A 22,794-nucleotide genomic window follows, 5' to 3' on the forward strand; every position below is an offset into this window, starting at 1 on the left:
GGTTCTTTCCTAATCCTGCAATCAGCGCGCCGGACGGACGCCCGAGGTCTGGGCTTCCATCATCAGGCGGTCCTGGGCGGTCGGGTCATGCGCCAGGATCTCGCCCTTGAAGATCCAGCACTTGATGCCGATGATCCCGTAGGCGGTGAGCGCTTCGGCTTCCGCATAGTCGATGTTGGCGCGCAGCGTGTGCAGCGGCACACGACCTTCACGGTACCATTCGACGCGAGCGATTTCCGCACCGCCGAGACGGCCGCCGCAGGTGATCTTGATGCCTTCGGCACCCAGACGCAGGGCGGACTGCACGGCGCGCTTCATGGCGCGGCGGAAAGCGACACGGCGGATCAGCTGGTCGGCGATGCCCTGGGCGACGAGCTTGGCGTCGATTTCCGGCTTGCGGATCTCGACGATGTTCAGCTTCACTTCGCTTTCGGTCATCTTCGACAGCTTGGTGCGCAGCTTCTCGATGTCCGCACCCTTCTTGCCGATGATCACACCGGGACGGGCTGCGTAGATCGAGATGCGGCACAGCTTGGCCGGACGCTCGATGACCACCTTCGAGATCGCTGCCTGCGGCAGGTTCTCGACGATGTACTTGCGGATTTCGACATCCTCGCTGAGCAGCTTGGCGTAGTCGCGCCCTTCGGCGTACCAGCGGCTGTCCCAGGTGCGGTTGATCTGCAGGCGCAGACCGATCGGGTTGCTCTTATGGCCCATCTTACGCCTCTTCCTGCTCGCGGACGACGATGCGCAGGCGGCTGAACGGCTTCAGGATGCGCGTCGACTTGCCGCGACCACGGGTGTGGAAGCGCTTCATCGTGATCGACTTGCCCACCGAAGCCTCGGCAACGACCAGAGCGTCGACATCGAGGTTGTGGTTGTTTTCCGCATTGGCGATCGCCGAAGCGAGCACCTTGCTGGCGTCCTTCGCCATCGCCTTCTTCGAGAAAGCGAGGATGTTCATGGCCTCTTCGGCCTTCTTGCCGCGGATCAGGCCGGCGACGAGGTTGAGCTTCTGCGCCGAACCACGGATCGTGGTCCCGACGGCGAGCGCCTCGTTGTCGGCAACGCGACGGGGTGCCTTCTGCTTGCTCATCAGCGCTTACCCTTCTTGTCGGCGGCGTGACCCGGGAAGGTGCGCGTGGGCGCGAATTCGCCGAGCTTGTGGCCGACCATCTCTTCCGAGACGGAGACCGGGATGAACTTGTGACCGTTGTAGACGTTGAACGTCAGACCAACGAACTGCGGCAGGATGGTGGAACGGCGCGACCAGGTCTTGATCGGCTTGGCGCCACCGGCGTCCTGGGCGGTCTCTGCCTTCTTCAGAAGGCTGAGCTCGACGAACGGACCTTTCCAGACGGAACGAGCCATGTCGGATTACCTCTTCTTCTTCGCGTGGCGCGAACGGATAATCATCTTGTCCGTCGCCTTGTTCTTGCGGGTACGGGCGCCCTTGGTCGGCTTGCCCCACGGGGTCACCGGATGACGGCCACCGCTGGTGCGGCCTTCACCACCACCGTGCGGGTGGTCGACCGGGTTCTTGGCGACACCACGGGTGAGCGGCTTGATGCCCATCCAGCGACGACGACCGGCCTTGCCCAGGTTCTGGTTCTGGTTGTCCGGGTTCGACACGGCACCAACGGTGCCCATGCAGTCGGCGCGCAGGTAACGCTGCTCGCCGCTGTTGAGGCGCACGATGACCATGCCGCGGTCACGACCGACCAGCTGGACGTAGGAACCGGCGGCGCGGGCGATCTGGCCGCCCTTGCCCGGCTTCATTTCCACATTGTGGCAGATGGTGCCGACCGGCATCTGGCCGAGCAGCATGGCGTTGCCGGGCTTGGTGTCGGTCTTCTCGCCGGCCACGACCTTGTCGCCGACAGCGAGACGCTGCGGAGCAAGGATGTAGGCCAGTTCGCCGTCTTCGTACTTCACCAGCGCGATGAAGGCGGTGCGGTTCGGATCGTATTCGAGCCGTTCGACGGTGCCTTCGACGTCCCACTTGCGACGCTTGAAGTCGACATAGCGGTACTTCTGCTTGTGGCCGCCGGCCATGCCGCGCGAGGTGACGTGGCCCTTGTTGTTGCGACCACCGGTCTTGCGCTTGCCTTCGACGAGCGACTTGACCGGCTTGCCCTTGTAGAGGCCCGACTTGTCGACGAGGATCAGGCCGCGACGGCCCGGGCTCGTAGGTTTGTAGTTCTTGAGTGCCATTGTTTCCTAGCCCCTCAGATACCGCTGGTGACGTCGATCGAGTCGCCGTCCTTCAGGGTGACCACGGCCTTCTTCTGGTCGACGCGCTTGTAAGGCTTGCCCTTCCAGCGCTTGGTCTTGCCCTTCACGTTGATGGTGTTCACGCCCGTGACGCTGACACCGAAGATCGCCTCGATGGCTTCCTTGATCTGCGGCTTGGTGGCGTCGTTGGCGACCTTGAAGACCACGGCGTTGTGTTCCGAAGCCAGGGTAGCCTTCTCGGTGATGTGCGGTGCGAGCACGACGTCGTAGTGACGCGCTTCCACTTCCTGCTTCTTAGCCATTGAAACGGGCCTCCAGCTTTTCGACCGCGTCCTTGGTGAGGACCAGCGTGTCGTGCTTCAGGATGTCGTAGACGTTGGCACCCATCGCCGGCAGCACGTTGACGCCGGGGATGTTGCGGGCAGCCTTGCTGAAACCGTCGTTGACGCTTTCGCCGTCGATCACGAGGACCTTGCCGCTCCAGCCGTTCTTGCCGAAAGTCGCGACGAGAGCCTTGGTCTTGGCGTCCTTGAGTTCGAGGCTGTCGACGATCACGAGACCGTCCTTGGCCTTGGTCGAAAGAGCCATCTTCAGGCCGAGCGCACGAACCTTCTTGTTCAGTGACGGGTTGAAGTCGCGCTTGCGCGCACCGTGGGCCTTGCCGCCGCCGATGAAGATCGGGGCTGCGCGGTCGCCGTGGCGAGCCGTGCCGCCGCCCTTCTGGCGACCCCACTTCTTGCCGGTGCGGGCAACGTCCGAACGCTCGCGTGTCGGGCGGGCGGTGCCGCGGCGGTTTTCGAGCTGCCAGGTGACAACCCGGTGCAGGATGTCGGCACGCGGCTCGAGACCGAACACGTCATCGTTCAGTTCGATGTCGCCCGACGCCTTGCCGTCGATTTTCTGGACCTTCACCTTCACGGATCAGCCCTCCTTGTTCTCGTCCGAGCCGGTGTCGGCTGCGGGGGTATCGGTGGTGGTTTCGGTTTCGGCACCGGCTTCCTGTTCCTTCAGCAGCTTTTCCTGCTGTTCGGCGGAAATTTCCGTGCCGACTTCGTGCTGGGCAGCGCTCTCGACGAGACCGGCATCAGCTTCCTGGTGCTCGAATTCGTCGCGGTTGCGATACATCACGCCCGGGAACGGCAGATCGACATGGTCGATCTTGACCGCGTCCTTGACCAGCAGCCAGCCGTTCTTCGCGCCCGGGACCGAGCCCTTGACGAAGAGCAGGCCGCGATCGGCGTCGGTGCGCACGATCTCGAGGTTCTGCTGGGTGCGCTGACGGTCGCCCATGTGGCCGGCCATCTTCTTGCCCTTGAACACGCGACCCGGATCCTGGCGGTTACCCGTCGAACCGTGCGAACGGTGCGAGAGCGAAACGCCGTGGGTGGCACGCAGACCACCGAAGCCCCAACGCTTCATGGCGCCGGCGAAGCCCTTGCCCTGCGTGTGACCGGTGATGTCGACCTTCTGGCCGGCAATGAAGTGCTCGGCCGAAATGCGGGCACCGACGGGAAGCAGGGCGTCCTCGGTGTCGACGCGGAATTCGGCGACCTTCATCTTGAGCGGAACCTGCGCCTTGGCGAAGGCTTCACGCTGCGGCTTGTTCACGTTCTTCTGCTTGGCTTCGCCCGAACCGACCTGGACCGCGAAGTAACCATCGCGATCTTCGGTGCGGTGAGCAGTGACCTGGCAGTTTTCCAGCGCGAGAACGGTAACCGGCACGTGCCGACCGTCCTCCTGGAAGAGGCGGGTCATCCCGACTTTCTTTGCGATAACGCCAGTGCGCATCGTAAAACTCCTAAAACAGAGGCACCCCGGCCCATCCGAGGTGCTTGCCAGCCCGTTTTGTGATGCGTCGCCCCGTCCGGGCTGAGTGCCTCCGCAGCGTGATGCCTTGGAAGCGAGACGGGGGACGCAGGCCCGGATCAGATCCGGCGGTATCCCGATGTCTTGCCGGGCCTTGCGGACCGGCGGGGCTATCGAGCGCCCCTGAACTTCCGGCCGGTTTAAGGTCCTGCCGGGGACCGGATCAGCGGCTTAGGCCAGCTTGATCTCGACGTTCACGCCAGCTGCGAGGTCGAGCTTCATCAGCGCGTCGACGGTCTGGGCGTTGGGCTGCACGATGTCGAGCAGCCGCTTGTAGGTGCGCACCTCGAACTGCTCGCGCGACTTCTTGTCGATGTGCGGACCGCGGTTCACGGTGAACTTCTCGATACGCGTCGGCATGGGAATGGGGCCACGAATAAGAGCACCCGTGCGACGCGCGGTGTCTGCGATTTCGCCAGTTGCCTGGTCGAGAACGCGATGGTCGAACGCCTTGAGGCGAATGCGGATATTCTGAGCTTCCATTACCTACACCGATGCGAAAGAGCCAAGCGAGCCTTGTCCGTTGCCGTTTCAGACCCGCAAAAAAGAAAGGTCCGCCCTAGTCGGCCCGGTTTCCCGGATCGGGCGACCTTCCATGAATTCTTGTGTGACGGGGACGCGAATCCCTGCCTGTGGGCGCGCATATACGGAGGAGAGCCCCACCTGACAACCCCTGATTTCCGCCTCAGTCCAAAAGCCGGAAACCAGGCGCGACGGACCGTGCGCGCGGTCCGTCAAATGCCTTCACAAAAAGCGAAGGCCCGCCCCTCGCCAGGAGGAGCGGGCCAAAGCCTTGCAGTCGCTTGCGCGAGCTTACTTCGTGATCGTCGCGACCACGCCCGAGCCGACCGTGCGGCCGCCTTCGCGGATAGCGAAGCGCAGGCCTTCGTCCATGGCGATCGGAGCGATCAGCTTGACCGAGATGGTCACGTTGTCGCCCGGCATCACCATTTCGGTGCCTTCGGGAAGGATCACTTCGCCGGTCACGTCGGTGGTGCGGAAGTAGAACTGCGGACGATAGTTCGCGAAGAACGGCGTGTGACGGCCGCCTTCGTCCTTCGACAGGACGTAGACTTCGGCGCTGAACTCGGTGTGCGGCGTAACCGAACCGGGCTTCGCCAGAACCTGGCCACGCTCGACGTCTTCACGGCCGATACCGCGGATCAGGGCGCCGATGTTGTCGCCGGCTTCACCGCGATCAAGCAGCTTGCGGAACATTTCGACGCCGGTGACGGTGGTCTTCTGGGTGTCCTTGATGCCGACGATTTCGACTTCGTCGCCGACATTGACAACACCGGTTTCGACACGGCCGGTGACGACGGTACCGCGACCCGAGATCGAGAACACGTCTTCGATCGGCATCAGGAACGGCTTGTCGACCGGACGCTCCGGCTGCGGGATGTGCTCGTCGACTGCATTCATGAGCTCGATGATCGAGTTCTTGCCGATTTCGTCGTCACGACCTTCGAGAGCGGCCAGGGCCGAACCCTTGATGATCGGAATGTTGTCGCCGTCGAAGTCGTACGAGCTGAGCAGTTCGCGAACTTCGAGTTCGACGAGTTCGAGGATTTCCTCGTCGTCGACCTGGTCGACCTTGTTCATGTAGACGACCAGCGCGGGGACGCCGACCTGACGGGCGAGCAGGATGTGCTCGCGGGTCTGCGGCATCGGGCCGTCGGCTGCGTTCACGACCAGGATAGCGCCGTCCATCTGGGCGGCACCGGTGATCATGTTCTTGACGTAGTCGGCGTGGCCCGGGCAGTCGACGTGCGCGTAGTGACGAGCGCCGGTTTCGTATTCGACGTGCGCGGTCGAAATGGTGATGCCGCGTTCACGCTCTTCCGGAGCCTTGTCGATGTTCGCGAAATCGACTGCAGCGCCGCCGTTTTCTTCAGCCATCACCTTGGTGATCGCCGCAGTCAGCGTGGTCTTGCCGTGATCGACGTGACCGATGGTGCCGATGTTGCAGTGCGGCTTGTTACGCTCGAACTTTTCCTTCGCCATTTTCCAATAACCTCTGTCTTAAAATTTGGGATTTCTGCGGGGGAGGAAACGGCGCCCGCTGAATCAGGCGCCGCCCCTAGACCTCAAAGCTCGCTTACGCAAGCTTCTCCTTGACCTCGGCCGCGACGTTCGCCGGGACCTCGTCGTAGTGGCTGAACTGCATCGAGTACTGGGCGCGTCCCTGAGTGAACGAGCGCAGTTCGTTGACGTAGCCGAACATGTTCGCGAGCGGCACGTTGGCTTCGACAGCCTGGGCGTTGCCGCGCGTGTCGGTGCCCTGGATCTGGCCACGACGGCTGTTGAGGTCGCCGATGACGTCGCCGAGGTAGTCCTCGGGGGTCACGACTTCCACCTTCATGATCGGTTCCAGCAGCTTGATGCCCGAACGCTCGGCCACTTCGCGCATCGCACCGCGACCGGCGATTTCGAACGCGATCGCGCTCGAGTCGACGTCGTGGTACGCACCGTCGTACAGCGTCACGGTGAAGTCGATGATCGGGAAGCCGACCAGGTGACCGCTTTCGGCCTGCTCGCGCATGCCCTTCTCGATCGCGGGGATGTATTCCTTCGGAATGTTACCGCCCTTGATCTCGTCTTCGAAGACGAAGCCCTGGCCGCGCTCACCCGGGGTGACCTTGACCTTGACGCGGCCGAACTGGCCCGAGCCGCCCGACTGCTTCTTGTGGGTGTAGTCGACGTCGACCGGCTTGCCGAGATATTCGCGGTAGGCCACCTGCGGCGCACCGACGTTGGCCTCGACCTTGAATTCGCGCTTCATGCGATCGACGAGGATGTCGAGGTGAAGCTCGCCCATGCCCTTGATGATCGTCTGGCCCGATTCGTGGTCGGTCGTGACGCGGAAGCTCGGATCCTCGGCGGCCAGGCGGTTTAGCGCGACGCCCATCTTTTCCTGGTCGGCCTTGGTCTTCGGTTCCACCGACAGTTCGATCACCGGCTCGGGGAATTCCATCCGCTCGAGGATGATCGGCTTGGCCGGATCACACAGCGTATCGCCGGTGGTCGTGTCCTTCATGCCGGCCAGCGCGACGATGTCGCCCGCGAATGCTTCTTCGATGTCCTCGCGGTTGTTCGAGTGCATCAGCAGCATGCGGCCGATCTTTTCCTTCTTGTCCTTCACCGAGTTCAGGACCGAGCCCTTGGTGAGCTTGCCCGAATAGATGCGGGTGAAGGTCAGCGAGCCGACGAAGGGGTCGTTCATGATCTTGAACGCCAGCGCGGCGAAGGGTTCGTCGTCCGACGAGGGACGCGTTTCTTCCACATCGCTGTCGGGCAGCACGCCCTTGATGGCCGGAACGTCGAGCGGCGACGGCATGTAGTCGACCACCGCGTCGAGCAGCGGCTGGACGCCCTTGTTCTTGAACGCCGAGCCACAGGTCACGGGCACGAAATCGCGCGCCATGGTGCCCTTGCGGATCAGCTTCTTGATCGTGGCGATATCGGGCTCGTTGCCTTCGAGATAGGCTTCCATGACCTCGTCGTCCTGTTCGACGACGGTCTCGATCAGCTTCTCGCGATATTCCGCGACCTTGTCGGCCATGTCTTCGGGGATGTCGACGAATTCGTACTTCGCGCCGAGGTCTTCGGCCTGCCACACGATGCCGCGGTTGGCGACGAGGTCGACCACGCCCTTGAGGTTGCTCTCGGCGCCGATCGGCAGCGTGATCACCAGCGGGGTCGCGCCGAGGCGGTCGATGATCGACTGGACGCAGTAGTAGAAGTCGGCGCCGGTACGGTCGAGCTTGTTGACGAAGCACATCCGCGGAACGCCGTACTTGTCGGCCTGGCGCCAGACGGTTTCGGACTGCGGTTCGACACCGGCGACGCCGTCGAACACGGCGACCGCGCCGTCGAGCACGCGCAGCGAACGTTCGACTTCGATGGTGAAGTCGACGTGGCCGGGGGTGTCGATGATGTTGATGCGGTACTTCGGCATGTCAGCACGAAGCGCCTCGGGGTCCGAGCGCGGATCCATCGCCGGATCCTCGGGCGTCCAGAAGGTGGTGGTCGCAGCCGAGGTGATGGTGATGCCGCGTTCCTGCTCCTGCTCCATCCAGTCCATGGTCGCGGCGCCGTCGTGGACTTCGCCGATCTTGTAGGACTTGCCGGTGTAGTAGAGGATACGCTCGGTCGTGGTGGTCTTGCCGGCATCGATGTGGGCCATGATGCCGATGTTGCGGTACCGCTCCAGCGGATATTCGCGGGCCATGTGGAATTCCTCGAGTTCGGGGGTGAGCTGGCTCGGCCCCCATGTAGGGATTAATGCGACGGTTTCGAGACCGGGTCCTTCGACATGCTCAGGATGAGCGGTGAACCGAAGGAGCCAGTCCCAAATCCGTCCCGCCTTACCAGCGGTAGTGCGAGAAGGCGCGGTTCGCGTCCGCCATGCGGTGCGTGTCTTCGCGCTTCTTGACGGCATTGCCGCGGTTGTTGGCCGCATCCATCAGCTCGCCCGAGAGGCGGGCCGCCATGGTGGTTTCCGGACGACCGCGCGCGGCGGTGATCAGCCAGCGGATGGCGAGCGCCTGGGCACGCTCGGGGCGAACCTCGACCGGCACCTGGTAGGTCGCACCGCCGACGCGGCGGCTGCGCACCTCGACCTGCGGCTTGATGTTCTCGAGCGCATTGTGGAACAGCTCGATCGGGTTCGACTTCGCCTTGGCTTCGACGGTGTCGAGCGCGGTGTAGACGATACCTTCGGCGACGGCTTTCTTGCCGTCGTACATGAGGTTGTTCATGAACTTCGACAGGACCTGATCACCGAACTTCGGATCAGGCAGGATTTCCCGCTTCTCGGGACGACGACGACGTGACATTTCGTTTAACTCCTTCGGAGTGCGGCAACACCTCCGTGTTGCCTTGCGGCTCCTGCCCGCTCCCCCGCCCGACCACCCAGATGCTACCTCGTTGGGGTAGCCGGGCGGCGGATCGGTCAGGATCCGGGCGCTTGCCGCGCCTCAAACCTTACTTCGGACGCTTGGCGCCGTACTTCGAGCGGCTCTGCTTGCGGTCCTTGACACCCTGGGTGTCGAGCACGCCGCGGAGCACGTGGTAGCGCACGCCGGGAAGGTCGCGCACACGGCCGCCGCGGATCAGCACGACGCTGTGTTCCTGCAGGTTGTGGCCTTCGCCCGGGATGTAGGAGATGACTTCGCGCTGGTTGGTCAGGCGAACCTTGGCCACCTTGCGCAGAGCCGAGTTCGGCTTCTTCGGGGTCGTCGTGTAGACGCGGGTGCAAACGCCGCGCTTCTGCGGGTTCTGCTCCATTGCAGGGACCTTGCTCTTGGCCTTCTGCGGAACGCGGCCCTTGCGGACCAGCTGGTTGATCGTCGGCATGAGTTCTCTCTTCACCGTGTGATGGCGGCGACTAGGGGTTCGGGGATGGAATGTCCGGATCGGCGGATCAGCGAATTCCCGCTCGTCCTGAGCCTGTCGAAGGACAGGCACCGCGAGGGGTGCTAACCGCACGAGCCTGAAACGCTCCACCCATCGGCCCACACGGCCACCGGGTTACTTTGACGGCTGCCCCCAGCTTATCGCTGCAATAGAAAAGAGCCCGGGTGCATCGCGCACCAGGCCCCGGGACATCGACCGGCAATGTTCAGCTCTATCTGACCGACGAGGGAATCACGCGAGGTGGGTCCAACACCGGATGGGCGCGCACATAGTGCGATGGGGGTGCGCGGTCAAGCCGGTCGCTCGTCGGGCTCCTGCGACAGCTGGCGCATGTGTTCGGCCAGCGCCAGGCCGAGGTCGGAGTAGACATAGGGGCCCACGTGATACTCGCGCACCAGCTTCACGGTGACGCCTTCGGGCAAGGGCGCTTCGGGCGGATCGAGCGCGCCGCCCTCGCCTTCCCAGGAATCGACCGCCTTCTCCGCGGGCGCGGGCGCGGGGTCTCCGGCATAGGTGCCGTAGATAATGGTTTCCGGTGCGGCGACCGGGGGCTTGGTATCGGGCATCTGGCGTAACTCCCGCAATTGCCGCACGCGCTCGGCATATTCGGCGACCTTGGCGAAGTGGTTGTCGCGCGCATCGTCGTCGCCCGCCATGCCCGCCCGCATGACCGAGGCCTGGTGTTGGTGAAGCAGTTCGTTGAGGTCCATGGTGCGCCCCTTCCGGGTCGAGAGGATGCGGGAACGGCCCGGCCGCCGCCTCGCGGCGCGGCCGGGCCATCACGGTCGGGGACCGGTTAGTGGGCCTGCTGGCGGCCGGCGACCTTCTCGCCCTGCTGGCGGACCTGCTCCTGCTCCTGCTGGCGCAGATTGGTCGCGCTGACCGTGCCGCCGTCGACCTGCCTGGTTTCATAGCCCCAGCGCTGGCCCTGCCTGGGTTCGCCGGCCTGCTGCTGCAGGTCGTCCTTGCCGAAGGGGAGCACGTCGCCGCCCTGTTCGGGAGCGATCGTGCCGCTGCCCTTGCCGTTGTCGTAGCTCTCGATGGTGCCGAAATGTGTCATGGGAGACCGTCCTTCGATTTCGCGCAGGCGCTCATCAGCGACCGCTTGTGCGCGGGGCTAGAAGGCGAAATGGAAAGAAGGGAGGGCAACTCGCCCTCGGGACCGTCGATCGCGACTGGTAGCTGGATAGGAGATGGGGTGCCGGAGGCGGGGTTACAAGGCGGCGCGGGAGACAATCGTCCGGCCGCGAAGCCTTCGCCCGCGGGGACGCTGCCTGCGGGTTACTTTGACGGCTGCCCCCAGCTTGCGCCGCAATAGAAGAGAGCCGAGTGCAACGCGCACCAGGCCCCGGGACATGACCGGCAATGTTCAGCTCTATCTGACCGACGAGGGAATCACGCGAGGCGGGTCCAACACCGGATGGGCGCGCACAGAGTGCGATGGGGGGATGGGTCAAGGGAGGTGAAGAATGTGGGAAGTCAACTCTCGGCAAGGCTTGATGACGCTTAGTCAAAGGTTTAGTCGCCGAAACTTCCAGAGGGGAATAAGAAATGTCCGATCTTCTAGAAGAATTCCGCCGTGCACAAGCTGACTTAGTGATTCAAACTTCGGACCTACCCTTGGGTGCCTTGGCGGGAATGGTTGATGAAGGCGCAATCGATCTCCAACCGGGATTTCAGCGTCGCGAGCGATGGAAGCCAGAGAAACAATCGGCACTCATTGAATCATTTCTCCTGAATGTCCCCGTCCCACCGATCTACCTTTCTGAAGAACGCGATGGGACATTTACCGCAATCGATGGCAAGCAGAGGTTGCGAGCTGTCACTGATTTCATGACTGGTCAGCTTAGGCTTCGACAATTAGATCGGATCCGATCCGCCGAAGGAATTCACTTTCAGGATCTCCCTTCAGAGATTCAAAATTCCTTTCGATTGAGGCCTTTTTTACGGGTTGTCACGCTCCTCAAGCAAACTGCTCCCTCGCTTAAGTATGAAGTCTTTTTGCGGTTGAACCGAGGAGGGGAGCGCTTGAATGCTCAAGAAATCAGAAATGTCGCATATCGCGGACCATTGAACGATCTGATTTACGAGCTCGCGCAAAATGATTTTCTTCGCGAACGCTTAAAAATCACGTCAAAATCATCGTCTGCATACCGTGAGATGTACGATGCAGAATACGTGCTCCGCTTCCTCACGCTCTCGAGGCAATTAGATGATTTCAGTGGCAGCCTTGTCAATGAGATGGATCGATTCATGCGTGAACACCAAGACGCTAGTGACGCGACCTTGGGCGAATTCAGGCAAAGATTTTTGCGGGCTATAGAAGGTGTGGAGGCCGTTTGGCACGATGCCGCGTTTAAGCGGCCCGAGGGAGATGGCTGGCGTGATCAAGCATTAGCTGGGATGTATGATGCGCAAATGATTGCAGTTGATCAGTCCACCGACGCACAACTTGAAAATGCAATCAACAACAATGCGGCGGTTATCTACGGGACGCGTTATCTTTTCGAAAACGACGAAGATTTTGATAAAGCCGTAAGAACAGGAACCAACACTCCGGCACGAATAAGGTACCGTGTCGATGCAATTCACACTCTAATGGTGAATTGAGCCATGCCCGTTGATCAGTCTCTTTATTATCAAAGCCTACGCGCCATGCGCGAGTTGACCGATCATGAACTGCTCGTGGATCTCGCTCCCAATCACACTGCCCACAATAAAAGAGCTAGTATTCTGAGGCATGGCCTTGTCGTTTGCTCGTTCTCTTCGGTAGAAACATATTTCAAGGACCGATTGGCGGAGATCTGCAATATTTTCGCTGACGTCGGCTTTCCATTTTCGAGTTTCAGTGACGAATTACAAAGCTTCCTCATAGTTGATGGCATCATCGGTTTGGGCAATCGAGTGGGGTTTCTTCCCAACTCAGACAAATTGGTTTTCGCCGATCAAAATCTGAGAGTACTTTCTAATTTCGATAGTCAGCATCCCACCTTTACCGCTTTCGGATTTTCCCCTCGCGGTTCTAATATTGGTCAGGGTGATGTCGCGACGGCCTTGAAAGCGTTCTCGATAGAAGGCCCTTGGAATATTCTTAGCTCTTATGCATCTGTAGTCGGCGGTGGAACTCCAAATCTACGGAACGACTTCGAGAATATGAGCCGCACAAGGAACTCCTCCGCTCACAATCCATCATCAAATGTACCAACCTACGACGTACAGCAGCATATAGAAAACGCGACGATCTTGAGCGTCTGTTTCGATCTAGTCATGGCGAAAATCGTCAAAGCAATTAGATCCGCTAGCGACTTCAACGATTACGTTTCCAAGGTAGCTGGTAGTGAACCACGCATTCGATATATCGATAAGCGCCTCGACGGAGCATGGAGTGAGCGGAACGATCCGACGGGACGGTGTCTTAAAAAGCACGATGATGAGGCGGTTGGAGTGGTTTCTGCGCGCCAACGACCGACAGTTGACGTTGTTGTTGTAAGAGATCTTCAGTCTCTACCGCTCAGCGCGAGAAATTGACCATTCTGATTGGCTTAAACTATTTCGCAATTTCACAGTACCGCATCTTGGGCCCTCTAACATTGGTCGGAGCGCGTCCGCGCTCCTTGGTTTCCTTGTATAAGCTCGGGCGGGCGGTCGGCCTTGCCTCGCATACGGCTCTGATTGAGCTCGGCTAGAAACCATTTTCCTACTTCGCTGGAATGTGCATCCTACCCGGGGTCATGCCCAATTCCGACCACCCCACCCCCTCCCGCAAGATCGCCCGGCAGGCGACCTCCGCCGTCGCCTTCACCGCCGACGAGCCCGACGAGGACGATCCGCTCCTCGCCTTCGCGCCCTTCCTCCACCGGCAGCCGCGGCGCAATTCGATCACGCCCGATCTCCAGCGGCGCTTCGTCGCCACGCTTGCCGCCACGGGGATCGTCAAGGTCGCCGCGCGGCATATCGGGAAGAGCCTGGAGGCGCTCTACAGGCTGCGCCACCGGCCCGGGGCGGAGGGCTTCGCCGAGGCGTGGGACGCGGCGCTCGCGCGCGGGGTGCGGCGGCTCGAGGATATCGCGCTGGAGCGCGCCATGCTCGGCACGCCGACACCGCTCGTCTCGGGCGGCAAGCTGCTCGGCCTGTGGAACAAGCCCGACAACAACCTCCTGCGCTTCCTGCTCCGCAACCGCCTGCCCGAGAGCTATGGCGGGGGCGCCCTCGCCCCCGGCCAGCCCGCTTACGAAGCGGTGCGCGCCGAGCTGGAAGCGGGCTTCGCCGCGCGCATGGCCGACTATGTCCGCGAGCGCGATGCGGCCGATGCCAAGTGCGAGCGCGAACGCGAGGCGCGGCTCGAGGAAGCCGAGCGCGCCGAGGCCGAGTGGGAGGAGGAGCAGGCGCGGCTCGCCGCCGAGGCGGCAACGGCCCGCACCCCCGAGGAGGAGGAGCGCGAAACGCGGCTGTTCATGCTCAGTCGCTGGAGCCTGAAGGACCTGCAGGAGCGGATCGATTGGTAGGCGTCCCTCGCGCGCAGGTGGGTGCGCGTGGGTTCGTATGCCGCGCGGCCATGCTGGCGCGGGGGCGCGATTGCCCCTAGGTTGCGCGCCGCGGGGGCGAGTTGCGCGATGGAGTGCGAGAATGGCCGATACTGCCGGGAGCCCGATACCGCTGCGCTCGCAAGGCGGCTGCGGCCCGTCCTCGATCGTCACCCGGCTCGCCGACGGGCGCGAAATCTGCATCCGCACCATGGGGCCCGATGACGAGGAGCGGCTGCGTGGCGGGATCGCGCGGATGAGCCCGCGCTCGCGCTACCTCCGCTTCTTCTCCGGCGGGGCGAGCCCGCCCGACTGGGTGATCGAGCGGCTGCTCGACGTCGACGGCGTGCTCCACCTCGCCTGGGGCGCGATCGATATGTCGCATCCCGAGGAGCGGGTGATGGGCGCGGTCCACGCGATGCGCCCCGATGCGGGCGAGCGCGAGGCCGAGTTCTCGGTCGGCGTGGTCGACGATTATCACGGCATGGGCGTGGGGCGGCTGCTCGCCGCGACGCTGCTGCTCGAGGCCGAGGACGGGCAGATGGAGGCCTTCCGCGCGCATGTGCTGGCCGAGAACGAGGCCGCGCGCGGCTTCATCCGGCGGCTCGGCGGACGCCATGTCGCGCAGGACGGGCCGCAGGCGGAATATCTGCTCGAGGTCGCGCCCGCGCTGGCGCGGCTGCGGCAGGAGAGCGATCCGCCGGGCCTCGCCGACATCTTCGCGCATTTCGATTCGGCGGCGGCGTAGCGCGCGGCGGCGCTCCCGGGGCGCGGCTCTACTGCGAGAGGAAGGCGACCAGCGCCTTGACCTTCTTGGTCCGCCATTGCGGCGTCGGCGCGACCAGCCAATAGGCGCGCGTGCCGGTGTGCGGCCCGTCGAGCACCTCGAGCAGCCCGGCGTCGAGCGCTTCCTTGACCAGCAGTTCGGGCAGGATCGCCTTGCCCAGCCCGGCGAGCGCCGAGGACAGCGCCTGGCCGGCGTTGGAGACGGTGACATGCGCGGCGATGCCGTCCTGCAGCGGCAGGCCCCAGTCGATCCACTTGTCGGGCGCGCCGCCATGCTCGGCCGGGCGCGCGACGGTGACGCGGCGGGCCTCGTCGAGCTCGATCCCCTGCAATTCGCCCGGGCCGTCGACCAGCCGGATCGCGCAGTCGAGATTGGCCTCGGTGAAATCGGCGTTCTCGTCGGCGACGAAGGCGAATTTGATCTCTGGGTTGGCTTCGCCGAACTTGGCCAGCCGCGGGGCGAGCCACTGCGCGTAGAATTCGCGCGGGCAGGCGATGGTGTAGCTGTCGCTGGCCTGCCCCGCCTGCATCGCCGAGACGCTCTCCTCGAACTTGAGGAAGCCCTCGCGCAGCGCGTCGAGCCCGGCAGCGCCTTCCTGCGTCAGCTCAAGCCCCTTGCTGGTGCGGCGGAACAGCACCGTGCCGAGATGGTCCTCGAGCGCGCGGATCTGCTGGCCGACCGCGGCGGGAGTCACCGCCAGCTCGTCGGCGGCGCGGGTGAACGAGAGATGCCGCGCGGCGGCATCGTAAACGCGCAGGGCGTTGAGAGGCAGGTGGGTACGCTTCATCGGATGGCCGAATTAGGCAATGCTGCGCTGCGGCACAAGTCGCCTCCTGCATCGCGCGTCGAAAATGCTCCTGCGGGCGGCCAGCTCAGTCGGGCGGATTGTGCCGCTCGAGGAAGGCGACCATCGCATCGAGCAGCTTTTCGTGATTGCCTTCGCGCACCGGCGTGTGGCCATCCTCGAGCATCAGCGTGTCGAGCTCGATGCCCATCCGCTCGGCCTTTTCGACCAGGCGATAATACTGCGAATAGGGCACCCGCGTGTCGTCCTTGCCCTGACCGAGGAAGACCGGGCGGGTGAGCCGACCGAGTTGCGCCATGGGCGAGACCTTGCTGAGATCGAAGCCCGAATCCTTGCCGCGCACCTTCGGCTTCCATTTTTCGGTATAGGCGCGTCGCGTCAGCGCTTCCGAATCGTAAAGCAGTATCGCGTCCCAGTCGGTCACCCCCGCCCAGCTCGCCGCGCAGCGATAGAGTTCGGGATTGCGGATCACCGCCCACAGCGCGGCATAGCCACCATAGCTCGCCCCGACCACGCAGACCCGGGCGGGATCGGCATAGCCCTGCGCCACCGCCCAGCGCGTCGCATCGTCGAGATCGTCCTGCATCTTGCGGCCGATCTCGCCATCGCCGGCCTCTTCGAAATCGGAGCCGAACCCGCCCGAACCGCGGAAATTGGGCTGCAGCACGGCATAGCCGCGATTGGCGAACAGCTGCACCCAGTCGTTGTATTCGAGATCGTCCCGGATTCCGAAGGGCCCGCCATGCGGCATGACGATGAGCGGCAGGCCGGTCTTTCCGCGCCCGCGCGGCAGGGTGAGGTAGCTGCGCATGGCCAGCCCGTCGCGCGTCGCGATATCGTGTGCGGTGCCGCGCGAAAGCAGGCGGAAATCGATGTCGGGGCGCAGATTGGCGAGGAAGGCGAGCCGCTTCTCGGCCGGGGTGAAGACATAGAGCGCGCCGGGATCGTCGGGTCCCGTCTGCAGCACCAGCATGCGCCGCCGGTCGGCATTGGAGATGATCCGCACGCTCCGGCCGCCGAGCGCCTGCGAGAGGCTGTCCTGCACGGCGCCCATGTCCTTGTCGAGCCAGACCTGGCGGAGGCGGTCGTCCCGGATGTTGACCGCAACCGGTTTGCCGTCGTCATCGAGGCGCACGCCTTCCACGCTCCACTTGTCATCCTCGTAGACCACCGGCCCCGCCGTTGCGGTACGATAGTTGAACTCGCGCAGGATCTCGCGCCCGTCTTCGGTCGGCTGCAACGTGTATCCGATGTCGCTGCCGGGCTGCAGCCCGATGACATCCCAGTTCTCGATCGTGTCCTCGTCGTCGCGCGCGATCTTGGTGACGCGCTCGAATTCCTCGCCCGGTCCGCCACGGTAGAGCACGACGACCGATCCCCGGCTGGTGCGACCCATGCCCAGCCGGACCACGCCATCGCTGTCGGCGAACCAGAACTGCACACCGCCCTGATTGTCGACCACGCGCTCGGATCGCTCCATCGCAGTGCCATCGAGCGGGACGCGCCACACCTCGGCCTCGTACCGGGCCTGGTTCTGATAATTGAGCAGGACATACTCGCCCGCCGGATCGACATAGACCACGGTGTCGCCATCGACCGCAGCCTTCTTCAAGCCGGCATAGGACATCTTCCCGGTCACCATGTCGTAGACCAGCAGGCGCGACATCCGCGCCCAGTAATTGGCGTTCTCGGTCTGGCGCATCACCGACAGCAGCAGGCGGTCGTCGCCCGCCCAGCGGAACCAGTTGAAATCGTCGGAATCGCCCCCGTCGATCACCTGTTTCAGCTCCAGCGTATCGGCATCGTAGATGCGGATCATCTGGTGGCCGTCCGAATTGCCGCCGATCGCGATCCTGCGGCCGGTTTCCGAAAGGCGTGCCCCATCGAGCACGAGCCAGTCGGCGAAGGCCGCAACCGGTATCTTGGCCGGGCGCCCCGCGGCGTCGATCTGCGGCGGCGGATCGTCCTGAGCGGCAAGGCCGGCAGGAGCCAGCACGACACTCAGCGCGCAGGCCAGGGCCTGGCAGCAATGCGACCGGAATAGAGACATGGTAGGCAACCCCCTGAGAACTAGGCTGGGGAAAATTCCGTTTCCGACAGGCGTTTAACAATCCCGCCAATTCGCTCGTCGAAACAAATGCTTTGCTATAGCCGTTAGCGGAGCCACATTGTAACCATTCCGTCATATTCGAGGACCATGCCCCAAAGCACAGCTGCATGACCGCCGAAGCATCTCGCACCATCCCGGCCAACGACGCCGGACCGGACGCGCCTGTCGCGCCGCAGGATCGCTATACCAACCGCGAGCTGAGCTGGCTGTCGTTCAACCGCCGGGTGCTCGCCGAGAGCGAGAACACCCGCTACCCGCTGCTCGAACGGCTGCGCTTCCTGTCGATCTCGGCAAGCAATCTCGACGAATTCACCATGGTCCGCATCGCCGGGCTCGAAGGCCAGGTCCAGCGCGGCATCGAGACGCAGGGCATCGACGGGACCAGCCCGCGCCAGCAGCTCGAGGCGATCCGCGAGCAGGTCTCCGCGCTGGAGGATCGCCAGCAGGACAGCCTCGATACGCTGCGCGCCCTGCTCGCCGAAGAAGGCATCTTGATCTCGGCGATCGACGATCTGACCAAGAGCCAGCAGAAATGGCTCGGCGATTATTTCGAAAGCGACATCCTGCCGCTGATCACCCCGCAGGCGATCGACCCCAGCCACCCCTTCCCCTTCGTTGCCAACAAGGGGATCGGGCTGATCTTCCGCCTCAAGCGCGGCAAGCGACAGGCCGACCTGATCGAGATGGTGCTGATCCCCAGCGGCGCGCCGCGTTTCGTGCGCGTCCCGGGCGAACAGGCGATCTATGTTTCGATCGAACAGCTCGTCACGCGCTTCGCCGACCAGCTCTTCCCCGGTTTCAAGGTACTGGGCGACGGAGTCTTCCGCGTCATCCGCGACAGCGACATCGAAGTCGAGGAAGAAGCCGAGGACCTGGTGCGCTATTTCCGCACCGCCATCCAGCGCCGCCGCCGCGGCCGCACCGTCCTGCTCGAACTCGACGACGATTGCGACGAGGTGGCCGAGACGCTGCTGCGCGAACAGCTCGAGGTCGAGGAGGCGATGATCGTCAAGACCGGCGGCATGCTCGGCCTCGCCGATCTCGCGGCGATCTGCAACGAAGCTCGACCTGACTTGAAGTTCGAGCCTTTCGCCCCGCGCTATCCCGAGCGCATCCTCGAGCATGACGGCGATTGCTTTGCCGCCATCCGCGAGAAGGACATCGTCATCCACCACCCGTTCGAAAGCTTCGACGTGGTGGTCGATTTCCTCTTCCAGGCGGCGCGCGATCCGGCAGTGATGTCGATCAAGCAGACGCTGTATCGCGCGGGCGACCAGTCGCCGGTCATCGCCGCGCTGATCGAGGCGGCGCAGAACGGCAAGGCGGTGACCGCCGTTGTCGAGCTGAAGGCGCGCTTCGACGAGGAACGCAACATCCACTGGGCGAGCGAGCTCGAACGCGCCGGGGTGCAGGTGATCTACGGCTTCACCGACTGGAAGACCCACGCCAAGGTCAGCCTGGTGGTGCGCCGCGAAGAGGATGGCTACCGCACCTACTGCCATTTCGGCACGGGCAATTATCACCCGGTCAATGCCAAGATCTACACCGACCTGAGCTTCTTCACCGCCGATGCAGCGCTGGGTCGCGACGCGGCCAAGATGTTCAATTTCATCACCGGCTATATCGAGCCCGACGACCTCGAGCGGATCTCGGTCTCTCCGATCGGGCTGCAGGAAAAGCTCTACGCGCTGATCGACAAGGAAATCGAGAATGCCGCGGCGGGCAAGCCCGCGGGCATCTGGGTGAAGCTCAATTCGATCACCAACAAGGCGATGATCGACAAGCTTTACGAGGCGAGCCAGGCCGGGGTCGAGATCCGCATGGTGGTGCGCGGCATCTGCAGCCTGCGCGCCGGACTGCCGGGCATTTCCGAGAACATCAGCGTCAAATCGGTGATCGGCCGCTTCCTCGAACATTCGCGTATCTGGGCCTTCGCCAACGGCCGGGCGCTGCCCAGCCGCCAGGCCAAGGTGTTCCTGACCAGCGCCGATGCCATGAGCCGCAATCTCGAGCATCGGGTGGAGGTGATGGTCCCGATTTCGAACAAGACCGTCCACGACCAGGTGCTGGGCCAGGTGATGCTCGCCAATATCCTCGATACCGAACAGAGCTGGCAGCTCGATCCCGATGGCCAGTACCATCGACTGCGCAAGGGAGAGGGCGGCTTCAACTGTCACCAGTATTTCATGGCCAACCCTTCGCTCTCGGGCCGCGGCGCCGCGCTGGGCGATCACGAAGTTCCGCGACTGACCCTGAAAGACACGTCCAAGTGAGCAAATCGCGTTCGGCCAAGTGGCAGCGGCGGCTGATCCAGCCCCCGCGCGCGGTGATAGACATCGGTTCGAACACGGTGCGCATGGTGATCTACGAAGGCACCGGCCGCGCACCCGAAGTGGTGTGGAACGAGAAGGTCGCCGCCCGGCTCGGGCGCGACCTGTCGGACACCGGACGCATTCCCGAGGAAGCGTCAGACGAGGCGATGGCCGCGCTCGCGCGCTACGCGCTGATCCTCGGCGACCTCGGGATCGAGGATGTCCAGACGGTCGCCACCGCCGCCGCACGCGACGCGGAGAACGGCGCCGAATTCCTCGATCGCGTGGCCGAGCTGGGCCTCGAGCCGCGGCTGCTGTCGGGCGAGGAGGAAGCCTGCGCCTCGGCTATGGGTGCTTTGGGCGCCTTCCCCGGCGCGCGAGGCGTGGTTGCCGACCTCGGCGGGGGCAGCCTCGAACTGGTCTCGATCGCCGACAACAAGTGTCACGAGGCCTCGAGCCTGAGGCTCGGTACGCTGCGCCTGCCCGCTTTGCGCGCCGCCGGGGCCGAGGCCTTCACCGCCGCAGTTCACGACCAGCTCGCATCGGTCGGCTGGGCCTCGGCGCACCCCGGCCCGATGTACATGATCGGCGGCACCTGGCGCGCGCTCGCCTCCTATGCGATGCGCTATTTCGACTATCCGCTGACCGATCCGCACGGCTTCACCCTGCTGCCCGACGATGCGCGGCGGCTGGCCAAGGAACTGGTCGGCGCCAAGCCCGAAAAACTGATGCAGATCAGCGGTATCACGCCGATGCGCGCGCATTACCTGCCCGATGCCGCCGCGCTGCTGCAGCCGCTGCTCGACGAGATCGAGCCCGACGAGCTGATTTTTTCCTCATGGGGCATCCGCGAAGGCCTGCTCTATGCGCGGCTCGAACCGGCGCAGATGCAGGCCGATCCGCTGCTCGCGGGGGTCACCGCCTATGCCGCGCCGCGCGATGCATCGATCACCGAGGCGACTTTGCTCGCCGCCTGGACGGTCGACCTCGCCGATGGCGACGGAAAGGTGAACGAGCGGCTTCGGCTCGCGGCGGCGCAGCTGTCGGGCGCGCTCCACCGCGTCGAGCCCAATCTGCGCGACAGCCATGCGGTGGAATGGTCGCTGGGCAAGCGCTGGATCGATCTCGACGCGCGCGGGCGGGCAATGATCTGCGCCGCGCTGTTCGGCAGCCTCGGTCGCACCGAACTGCCCGAAAAGCTGCGCGAGCTCGCCAGCGACGACGACCTGCGCGAAGGCATGACCTGGGGCCTCGGCTTCCGCCTCGCGCGGAGGCTGGGCGGCGGCAGCAAGGTCTCGCTCAGCACCAGCGCGCTGCGGCGTAAGAAAAAGAGCCTCGTCCTGCGGCTCGACGAGAGCCGCGCCGCGCTGGCGAACTATCCCGCGACGCTCGATTTCGAAATCCTCGCCGGCTGGCTCGACCTCAAGCCCAAGATCAAGATCGGCAGCTTCAACTTCTCGGGCGTGGGTGAGGACGAGGAGCTCTAGCCCCGGAACCGACCCCTTGCGTATTCCGTTGGTCGGGAAAACACAGGGGAATTTCGATGGATAGCGCGCACAGCCGTGGTGGACACGGCAAATGGACCACTTTCTTCGCCATGATCGCGACCTCGGTCGTGACCATGTTCGTCCTGACCTATTTCAACAGCTGGGCGATCGATCACGACTTCTTCAGCCAGACGCGCATGTGGATGGCGCTGATGATGGGCTGCGCGATGATCGTGGTCATGCTCGGCTTCATGTGGGGCATGTACCGGTCGCGCACCACAAAGCTGCTGGTGTTCGCCGCCGCATTCGCCTTCGGCGGCCTGTTCCTGTGGCTCGTGCGCAGCCAGCAGACGGTGGACGACGAAGCGTGGATGAAGGCGATGATCCCGCACCATTCGATCGCCGTGCTGACCAGCAAGCGCGCGCAGATCAGCGACCCGCGCGTGCGCAAGCTGGCCGACGACATCATCAAGGCGCAGATCAAGGAAATCGCCGAGATGAAACTGCTGCTCGCCGATATCGAGGCCAATGGCGAAATGGGTTCGGGCGAAACCATCGCGGGGCGTTCGACCAAGCTGACGCCTGACCTCGAAGCGAAGGCGAAGGAAGCCATCGGTCGGGACATCACCGCCGAGGGCGAATCCGACCTCGCCCCGATGCGCTGACGTTACTTGGCCGTGGCGGGCGCGGCGAGCGGGAAGAAGGGAATGCGCACTTCGAGCGGCGAACCGTCTTCGGCGTGGAAGGTGTAGAAGCCCTCCATCGAACCGTGCGGCGTATCGAGCGGGCAGCCGCTGACGTAATCGTGGCTCTGCCCCGGCATCAGCACCGGCTGTTCGCCGACCACGCCCTCGCCATCGACATGGCTGACCAGCCCGCGCCCGTCGGTGATGCGCCAGTGGCGGGTCATCAGCTGGACGCGCTCGTGCGAACCGTTCTCGAGGCGGATGTGATAGACCCAGAACCACTTCCCCGCTTCCGGCCGCGACTGCTCGGGCAGGAAGTTCACCGCCACGCGCACGGTGATCCCGTGGGTGATGGCGGCATGCTGGAAGAGTTCTTTGATCACACTACCTATGTAGAGGCACCGCAAGGCGGCGCAACCCGTGGGTTGCACTTATCCCCCGGGGGCGGGCGATTCAGCGCGATTAAACAAGCGCTTGGTGCAGGTGCACGCGACGCCTCGGGGTTTGCCCGAAGAACCGGGCGGATCGCGCGCCGCCCCTCCCCCTTCGGGCCGAAACTTGGACC

At 63.7% G+C, this 22,794-nt stretch carries 24 protein-coding genes; 7 read left to right on the plus strand and 17 right to left on the minus strand.

What is annotated here, in order from left to right; translation table 11 throughout:
* Positions 1–21: 21 nt before the first annotated feature.
* The 14 genes from rpsC to K3181_RS01645 form a co-directional block, all read right to left on the minus strand.
* Positions 22–717, minus strand: a complete 696-nt coding sequence (rpsC, locus tag K3181_RS01580; RefSeq protein ID WP_221600177.1) for a 30S ribosomal protein S3 — start codon at positions 715–717, stop codon at positions 22–24.
* A 1-nt stretch (position 718) separates the two neighbouring features.
* Positions 719–1,096: a 50S ribosomal protein L22 gene (gene rplV, locus K3181_RS01585; RefSeq protein WP_221590210.1), complete on the minus strand. Its 378-nt coding sequence runs from the start codon at positions 1,094–1,096 to the stop codon at positions 719–721.
* Positions 1,096–1,371 (minus strand): 30S ribosomal protein S19, encoded by a 276-nt coding sequence (gene rpsS / locus K3181_RS01590; protein WP_067464762.1) that lies wholly within the window; start codon positions 1,369–1,371, stop codon positions 1,096–1,098. Before rpsS ends, rplV begins: the two co-directional genes overlap by 1 nt.
* Before the next feature lie 6 nt (positions 1,372–1,377).
* Complete coding sequence (gene rplB, locus K3181_RS01595) at positions 1,378–2,214, minus strand: 50S ribosomal protein L2 (RefSeq protein ID WP_221600179.1); 837 nt, start codon at positions 2,212–2,214, stop codon at positions 1,378–1,380.
* 14 nt (positions 2,215–2,228) lie between these two features.
* Positions 2,229–2,537, minus strand: coding sequence for a 50S ribosomal protein L23 (locus tag K3181_RS01600; protein ID WP_221600180.1), 309 nt, complete (start codon positions 2,535–2,537; stop codon positions 2,229–2,231).
* A complete protein-coding gene (gene rplD / locus K3181_RS01605) occupies positions 2,530–3,153 on the minus strand; it encodes a 50S ribosomal protein L4 (protein WP_221600183.1) in 624 nt (207 codons plus the stop codon). Before rplD ends, K3181_RS01600 begins: the two co-directional genes overlap by 8 nt.
* 3 nt (positions 3,154–3,156) lie before the next feature.
* Positions 3,157–4,023, minus strand: a complete 867-nt coding sequence (rplC, locus tag K3181_RS01610) for a 50S ribosomal protein L3 (protein WP_221600185.1) — start codon at positions 4,021–4,023, stop codon at positions 3,157–3,159.
* Between the two features lie 249 nt (positions 4,024–4,272).
* Entirely contained in the window at positions 4,273–4,584 is a 312-nt protein-coding gene (rpsJ, locus tag K3181_RS01615) for a 30S ribosomal protein S10 (protein WP_006831877.1), read from the minus strand.
* Between the two features lie 330 nt (positions 4,585–4,914).
* Positions 4,915–6,105: an elongation factor Tu gene (gene tuf / locus K3181_RS01620; RefSeq protein ID WP_221600187.1), complete on the minus strand. Its 1,191-nt coding sequence runs from the start codon at positions 6,103–6,105 to the stop codon at positions 4,915–4,917.
* 94 nt (positions 6,106–6,199) lie between these two features.
* Positions 6,200–8,332 (minus strand): elongation factor G, encoded by a 2,133-nt coding sequence (gene fusA, locus K3181_RS01625; RefSeq protein WP_221600188.1) that lies wholly within the window; start codon positions 8,330–8,332, stop codon positions 6,200–6,202.
* 136 nt (positions 8,333–8,468) lie between these two features.
* Positions 8,469–8,939, minus strand: a complete 471-nt coding sequence (gene rpsG, locus K3181_RS01630; RefSeq protein WP_221600190.1) for a 30S ribosomal protein S7 — start codon at positions 8,937–8,939, stop codon at positions 8,469–8,471.
* Positions 8,940–9,087: 148 nt separating this feature from the next.
* The gene (gene rpsL / locus K3181_RS01635) at positions 9,088–9,459 is read right to left on the minus strand and encodes a 30S ribosomal protein S12 (RefSeq protein WP_006831873.1); all 372 of its coding nucleotides are present in this window, start codon (positions 9,457–9,459) and stop codon (positions 9,088–9,090) included.
* Positions 9,460–9,809: 350 nt separating this feature from the next.
* Positions 9,810–10,229 (minus strand): hypothetical protein, encoded by a 420-nt coding sequence (locus tag K3181_RS01640; protein WP_221600192.1) that lies wholly within the window; start codon positions 10,227–10,229, stop codon positions 9,810–9,812.
* Between the two features lie 86 nt (positions 10,230–10,315).
* Positions 10,316–10,579, minus strand: a complete 264-nt coding sequence (locus K3181_RS01645) for a cold-shock protein (protein ID WP_221600194.1) — start codon at positions 10,577–10,579, stop codon at positions 10,316–10,318.
* A 491-nt stretch (positions 10,580–11,070) separates the two neighbouring features.
* Here K3181_RS01645 and K3181_RS01650 point away from each other — a divergent pair, with 491 nt between their 5' ends.
* The 4 genes from K3181_RS01650 to K3181_RS01665 all read left to right on the plus strand — a co-directional run bounded on the left by K3181_RS01650 (position 11,071) and on the right by K3181_RS01665 (position 14,790).
* A complete protein-coding gene (locus tag K3181_RS01650) occupies positions 11,071–12,129 on the plus strand; it encodes a DUF262 domain-containing protein (RefSeq protein ID WP_221600195.1) in 1,059 nt (352 codons plus the stop codon).
* A gap of 45 nt (positions 12,130–12,174) precedes the next feature.
* Positions 12,175–13,047 carry a hypothetical protein gene (locus tag K3181_RS01655; RefSeq protein ID WP_221600197.1) on the plus strand — a complete coding sequence of 291 codons (873 nt, stop codon included), beginning with the start codon at positions 12,175–12,177 and terminating at the stop codon, positions 13,045–13,047.
* A 182-nt stretch (positions 13,048–13,229) separates the two neighbouring features.
* Positions 13,230–14,024: a hypothetical protein gene (locus K3181_RS01660; RefSeq protein WP_221600199.1), complete on the plus strand. Its 795-nt coding sequence runs from the start codon at positions 13,230–13,232 to the stop codon at positions 14,022–14,024.
* Between the two features lie 121 nt (positions 14,025–14,145).
* On the plus strand, positions 14,146–14,790 hold the full coding sequence (locus K3181_RS01665) for a GNAT family N-acetyltransferase (protein ID WP_247714828.1): 645 nt from the start codon (positions 14,146–14,148) through the stop codon (positions 14,788–14,790).
* 28 nt (positions 14,791–14,818) lie between these two features.
* Here K3181_RS01665 and K3181_RS01670 read toward each other — a convergent pair whose 3' ends face one another.
* Together K3181_RS01670 and K3181_RS01675 are read right to left on the minus strand one after the other, a co-directional pair.
* Positions 14,819–15,616, minus strand: a complete 798-nt coding sequence (locus K3181_RS01670; protein ID WP_221600200.1) for a LysR family transcriptional regulator — start codon at positions 15,614–15,616, stop codon at positions 14,819–14,821.
* Positions 15,617–15,701: 85 nt separating this feature from the next.
* Positions 15,702–17,684 carry a S9 family peptidase gene (locus K3181_RS01675; RefSeq protein ID WP_221600202.1) on the minus strand — a complete coding sequence of 661 codons (1,983 nt, stop codon included), beginning with the start codon at positions 17,682–17,684 and terminating at the stop codon, positions 15,702–15,704.
* A gap of 167 nt (positions 17,685–17,851) precedes the next feature.
* Here K3181_RS01675 and K3181_RS01680 point away from each other — a divergent pair, with 167 nt between their 5' ends.
* Genes K3181_RS01680 through K3181_RS01690 form a run of 3 tightly spaced genes read left to right on the plus strand, consistent with a single transcriptional unit; the run spans position 17,852 to position 22,208 of the window.
* Positions 17,852–20,017, plus strand: a complete 2,166-nt coding sequence (locus K3181_RS01680; protein ID WP_221600204.1) for an RNA degradosome polyphosphate kinase — start codon at positions 17,852–17,854, stop codon at positions 20,015–20,017.
* Positions 20,014–21,543, plus strand: coding sequence for a Ppx/GppA phosphatase family protein (locus tag K3181_RS01685; protein ID WP_345725432.1), 1,530 nt, complete (start codon positions 20,014–20,016; stop codon positions 21,541–21,543). Before K3181_RS01680 ends, K3181_RS01685 begins: the two co-directional genes overlap by 4 nt.
* A 56-nt stretch (positions 21,544–21,599) precedes the next feature.
* Positions 21,600–22,208, plus strand: a complete 609-nt coding sequence (locus tag K3181_RS01690) for a DUF305 domain-containing protein (protein ID WP_221600206.1) — start codon at positions 21,600–21,602, stop codon at positions 22,206–22,208.
* Between the two features lie 2 nt (positions 22,209–22,210).
* Here K3181_RS01690 and apaG read toward each other — a convergent pair whose 3' ends face one another.
* Positions 22,211–22,609, minus strand: coding sequence for a Co2+/Mg2+ efflux protein ApaG (apaG, locus tag K3181_RS01695; RefSeq protein ID WP_221602791.1), 399 nt, complete (start codon positions 22,607–22,609; stop codon positions 22,211–22,213).
* Positions 22,610–22,794: the final 185 nt, after the last annotated feature.

Source organism: Qipengyuania mesophila, from assembly GCF_019711655.1.
Lineage (GTDB): Bacteria > Pseudomonadota > Alphaproteobacteria > Sphingomonadales > Sphingomonadaceae > Qipengyuania > Qipengyuania mesophila.

Excerpts from the sequence above, each read along its gene's own strand:
- K3181_RS01660 (WP_221600199.1), top strand. The coding sequence starts at position 13,230 with ATGTGCATCCTACCCGGGGTCATGCCCAATTCCGACCACCCCACCCCC.
- K3181_RS01640 (WP_221600192.1), bottom strand. The coding sequence starts at position 10,229 with ATGGACCTCAACGAACTGCTTCACCAACACCAGGCCTCGGTCATGCGG.
- K3181_RS01650 (WP_221600195.1), top strand. The coding sequence starts at position 11,071 with ATGTCCGATCTTCTAGAAGAATTCCGCCGTGCACAAGCTGACTTAGTG.
- rplB (WP_221600179.1), bottom strand. The coding sequence starts at position 2,214 with ATGGCACTCAAGAACTACAAACCTACGAGCCCGGGCCGTCGCGGCCTG.
- rpsL (WP_006831873.1), bottom strand. The coding sequence starts at position 9,459 with ATGCCGACGATCAACCAGCTGGTCCGCAAGGGCCGCGTTCCGCAGAAG.
- K3181_RS01600 (WP_221600180.1), bottom strand. The coding sequence starts at position 2,537 with ATGGCTAAGAAGCAGGAAGTGGAAGCGCGTCACTACGACGTCGTGCTC.
- K3181_RS01675 (WP_221600202.1), bottom strand. The coding sequence starts at position 17,684 with ATGTCTCTATTCCGGTCGCATTGCTGCCAGGCCCTGGCCTGCGCGCTG.
- rpsS (WP_067464762.1), bottom strand. The coding sequence starts at position 1,371 with ATGGCTCGTTCCGTCTGGAAAGGTCCGTTCGTCGAGCTCAGCCTTCTG.
- K3181_RS01680 (WP_221600204.1), top strand. The coding sequence starts at position 17,852 with ATGACCGCCGAAGCATCTCGCACCATCCCGGCCAACGACGCCGGACCG.
- rplV (WP_221590210.1), bottom strand. The coding sequence starts at position 1,096 with ATGAGCAAGCAGAAGGCACCCCGTCGCGTTGCCGACAACGAGGCGCTC.
- rpsC (WP_221600177.1), bottom strand. The coding sequence starts at position 717 with ATGGGCCATAAGAGCAACCCGATCGGTCTGCGCCTGCAGATCAACCGC.
- fusA (WP_221600188.1), bottom strand. The coding sequence starts at position 8,332 with ATGGCCCGCGAATATCCGCTGGAGCGGTACCGCAACATCGGCATCATG.
- rplC (WP_221600185.1), bottom strand. The coding sequence starts at position 4,023 with ATGCGCACTGGCGTTATCGCAAAGAAAGTCGGGATGACCCGCCTCTTC.
- K3181_RS01665 (WP_247714828.1), top strand. The coding sequence starts at position 14,146 with ATGGCCGATACTGCCGGGAGCCCGATACCGCTGCGCTCGCAAGGCGGC.
- rpsG (WP_221600190.1), bottom strand. The coding sequence starts at position 8,939 with ATGTCACGTCGTCGTCGTCCCGAGAAGCGGGAAATCCTGCCTGATCCG.
- tuf (WP_221600187.1), bottom strand. The coding sequence starts at position 6,105 with ATGGCGAAGGAAAAGTTCGAGCGTAACAAGCCGCACTGCAACATCGGC.
- K3181_RS01655 (WP_221600197.1), top strand. The coding sequence starts at position 12,175 with ATGCGCGAGTTGACCGATCATGAACTGCTCGTGGATCTCGCTCCCAAT.
- K3181_RS01670 (WP_221600200.1), bottom strand. The coding sequence starts at position 15,616 with ATGAAGCGTACCCACCTGCCTCTCAACGCCCTGCGCGTTTACGATGCC.
- rpsJ (WP_006831877.1), bottom strand. The coding sequence starts at position 4,584 with ATGGAAGCTCAGAATATCCGCATTCGCCTCAAGGCGTTCGACCATCGC.
- K3181_RS01645 (WP_221600194.1), bottom strand. The coding sequence starts at position 10,579 with ATGACACATTTCGGCACCATCGAGAGCTACGACAACGGCAAGGGCAGC.
- K3181_RS01690 (WP_221600206.1), top strand. The coding sequence starts at position 21,600 with ATGGATAGCGCGCACAGCCGTGGTGGACACGGCAAATGGACCACTTTC.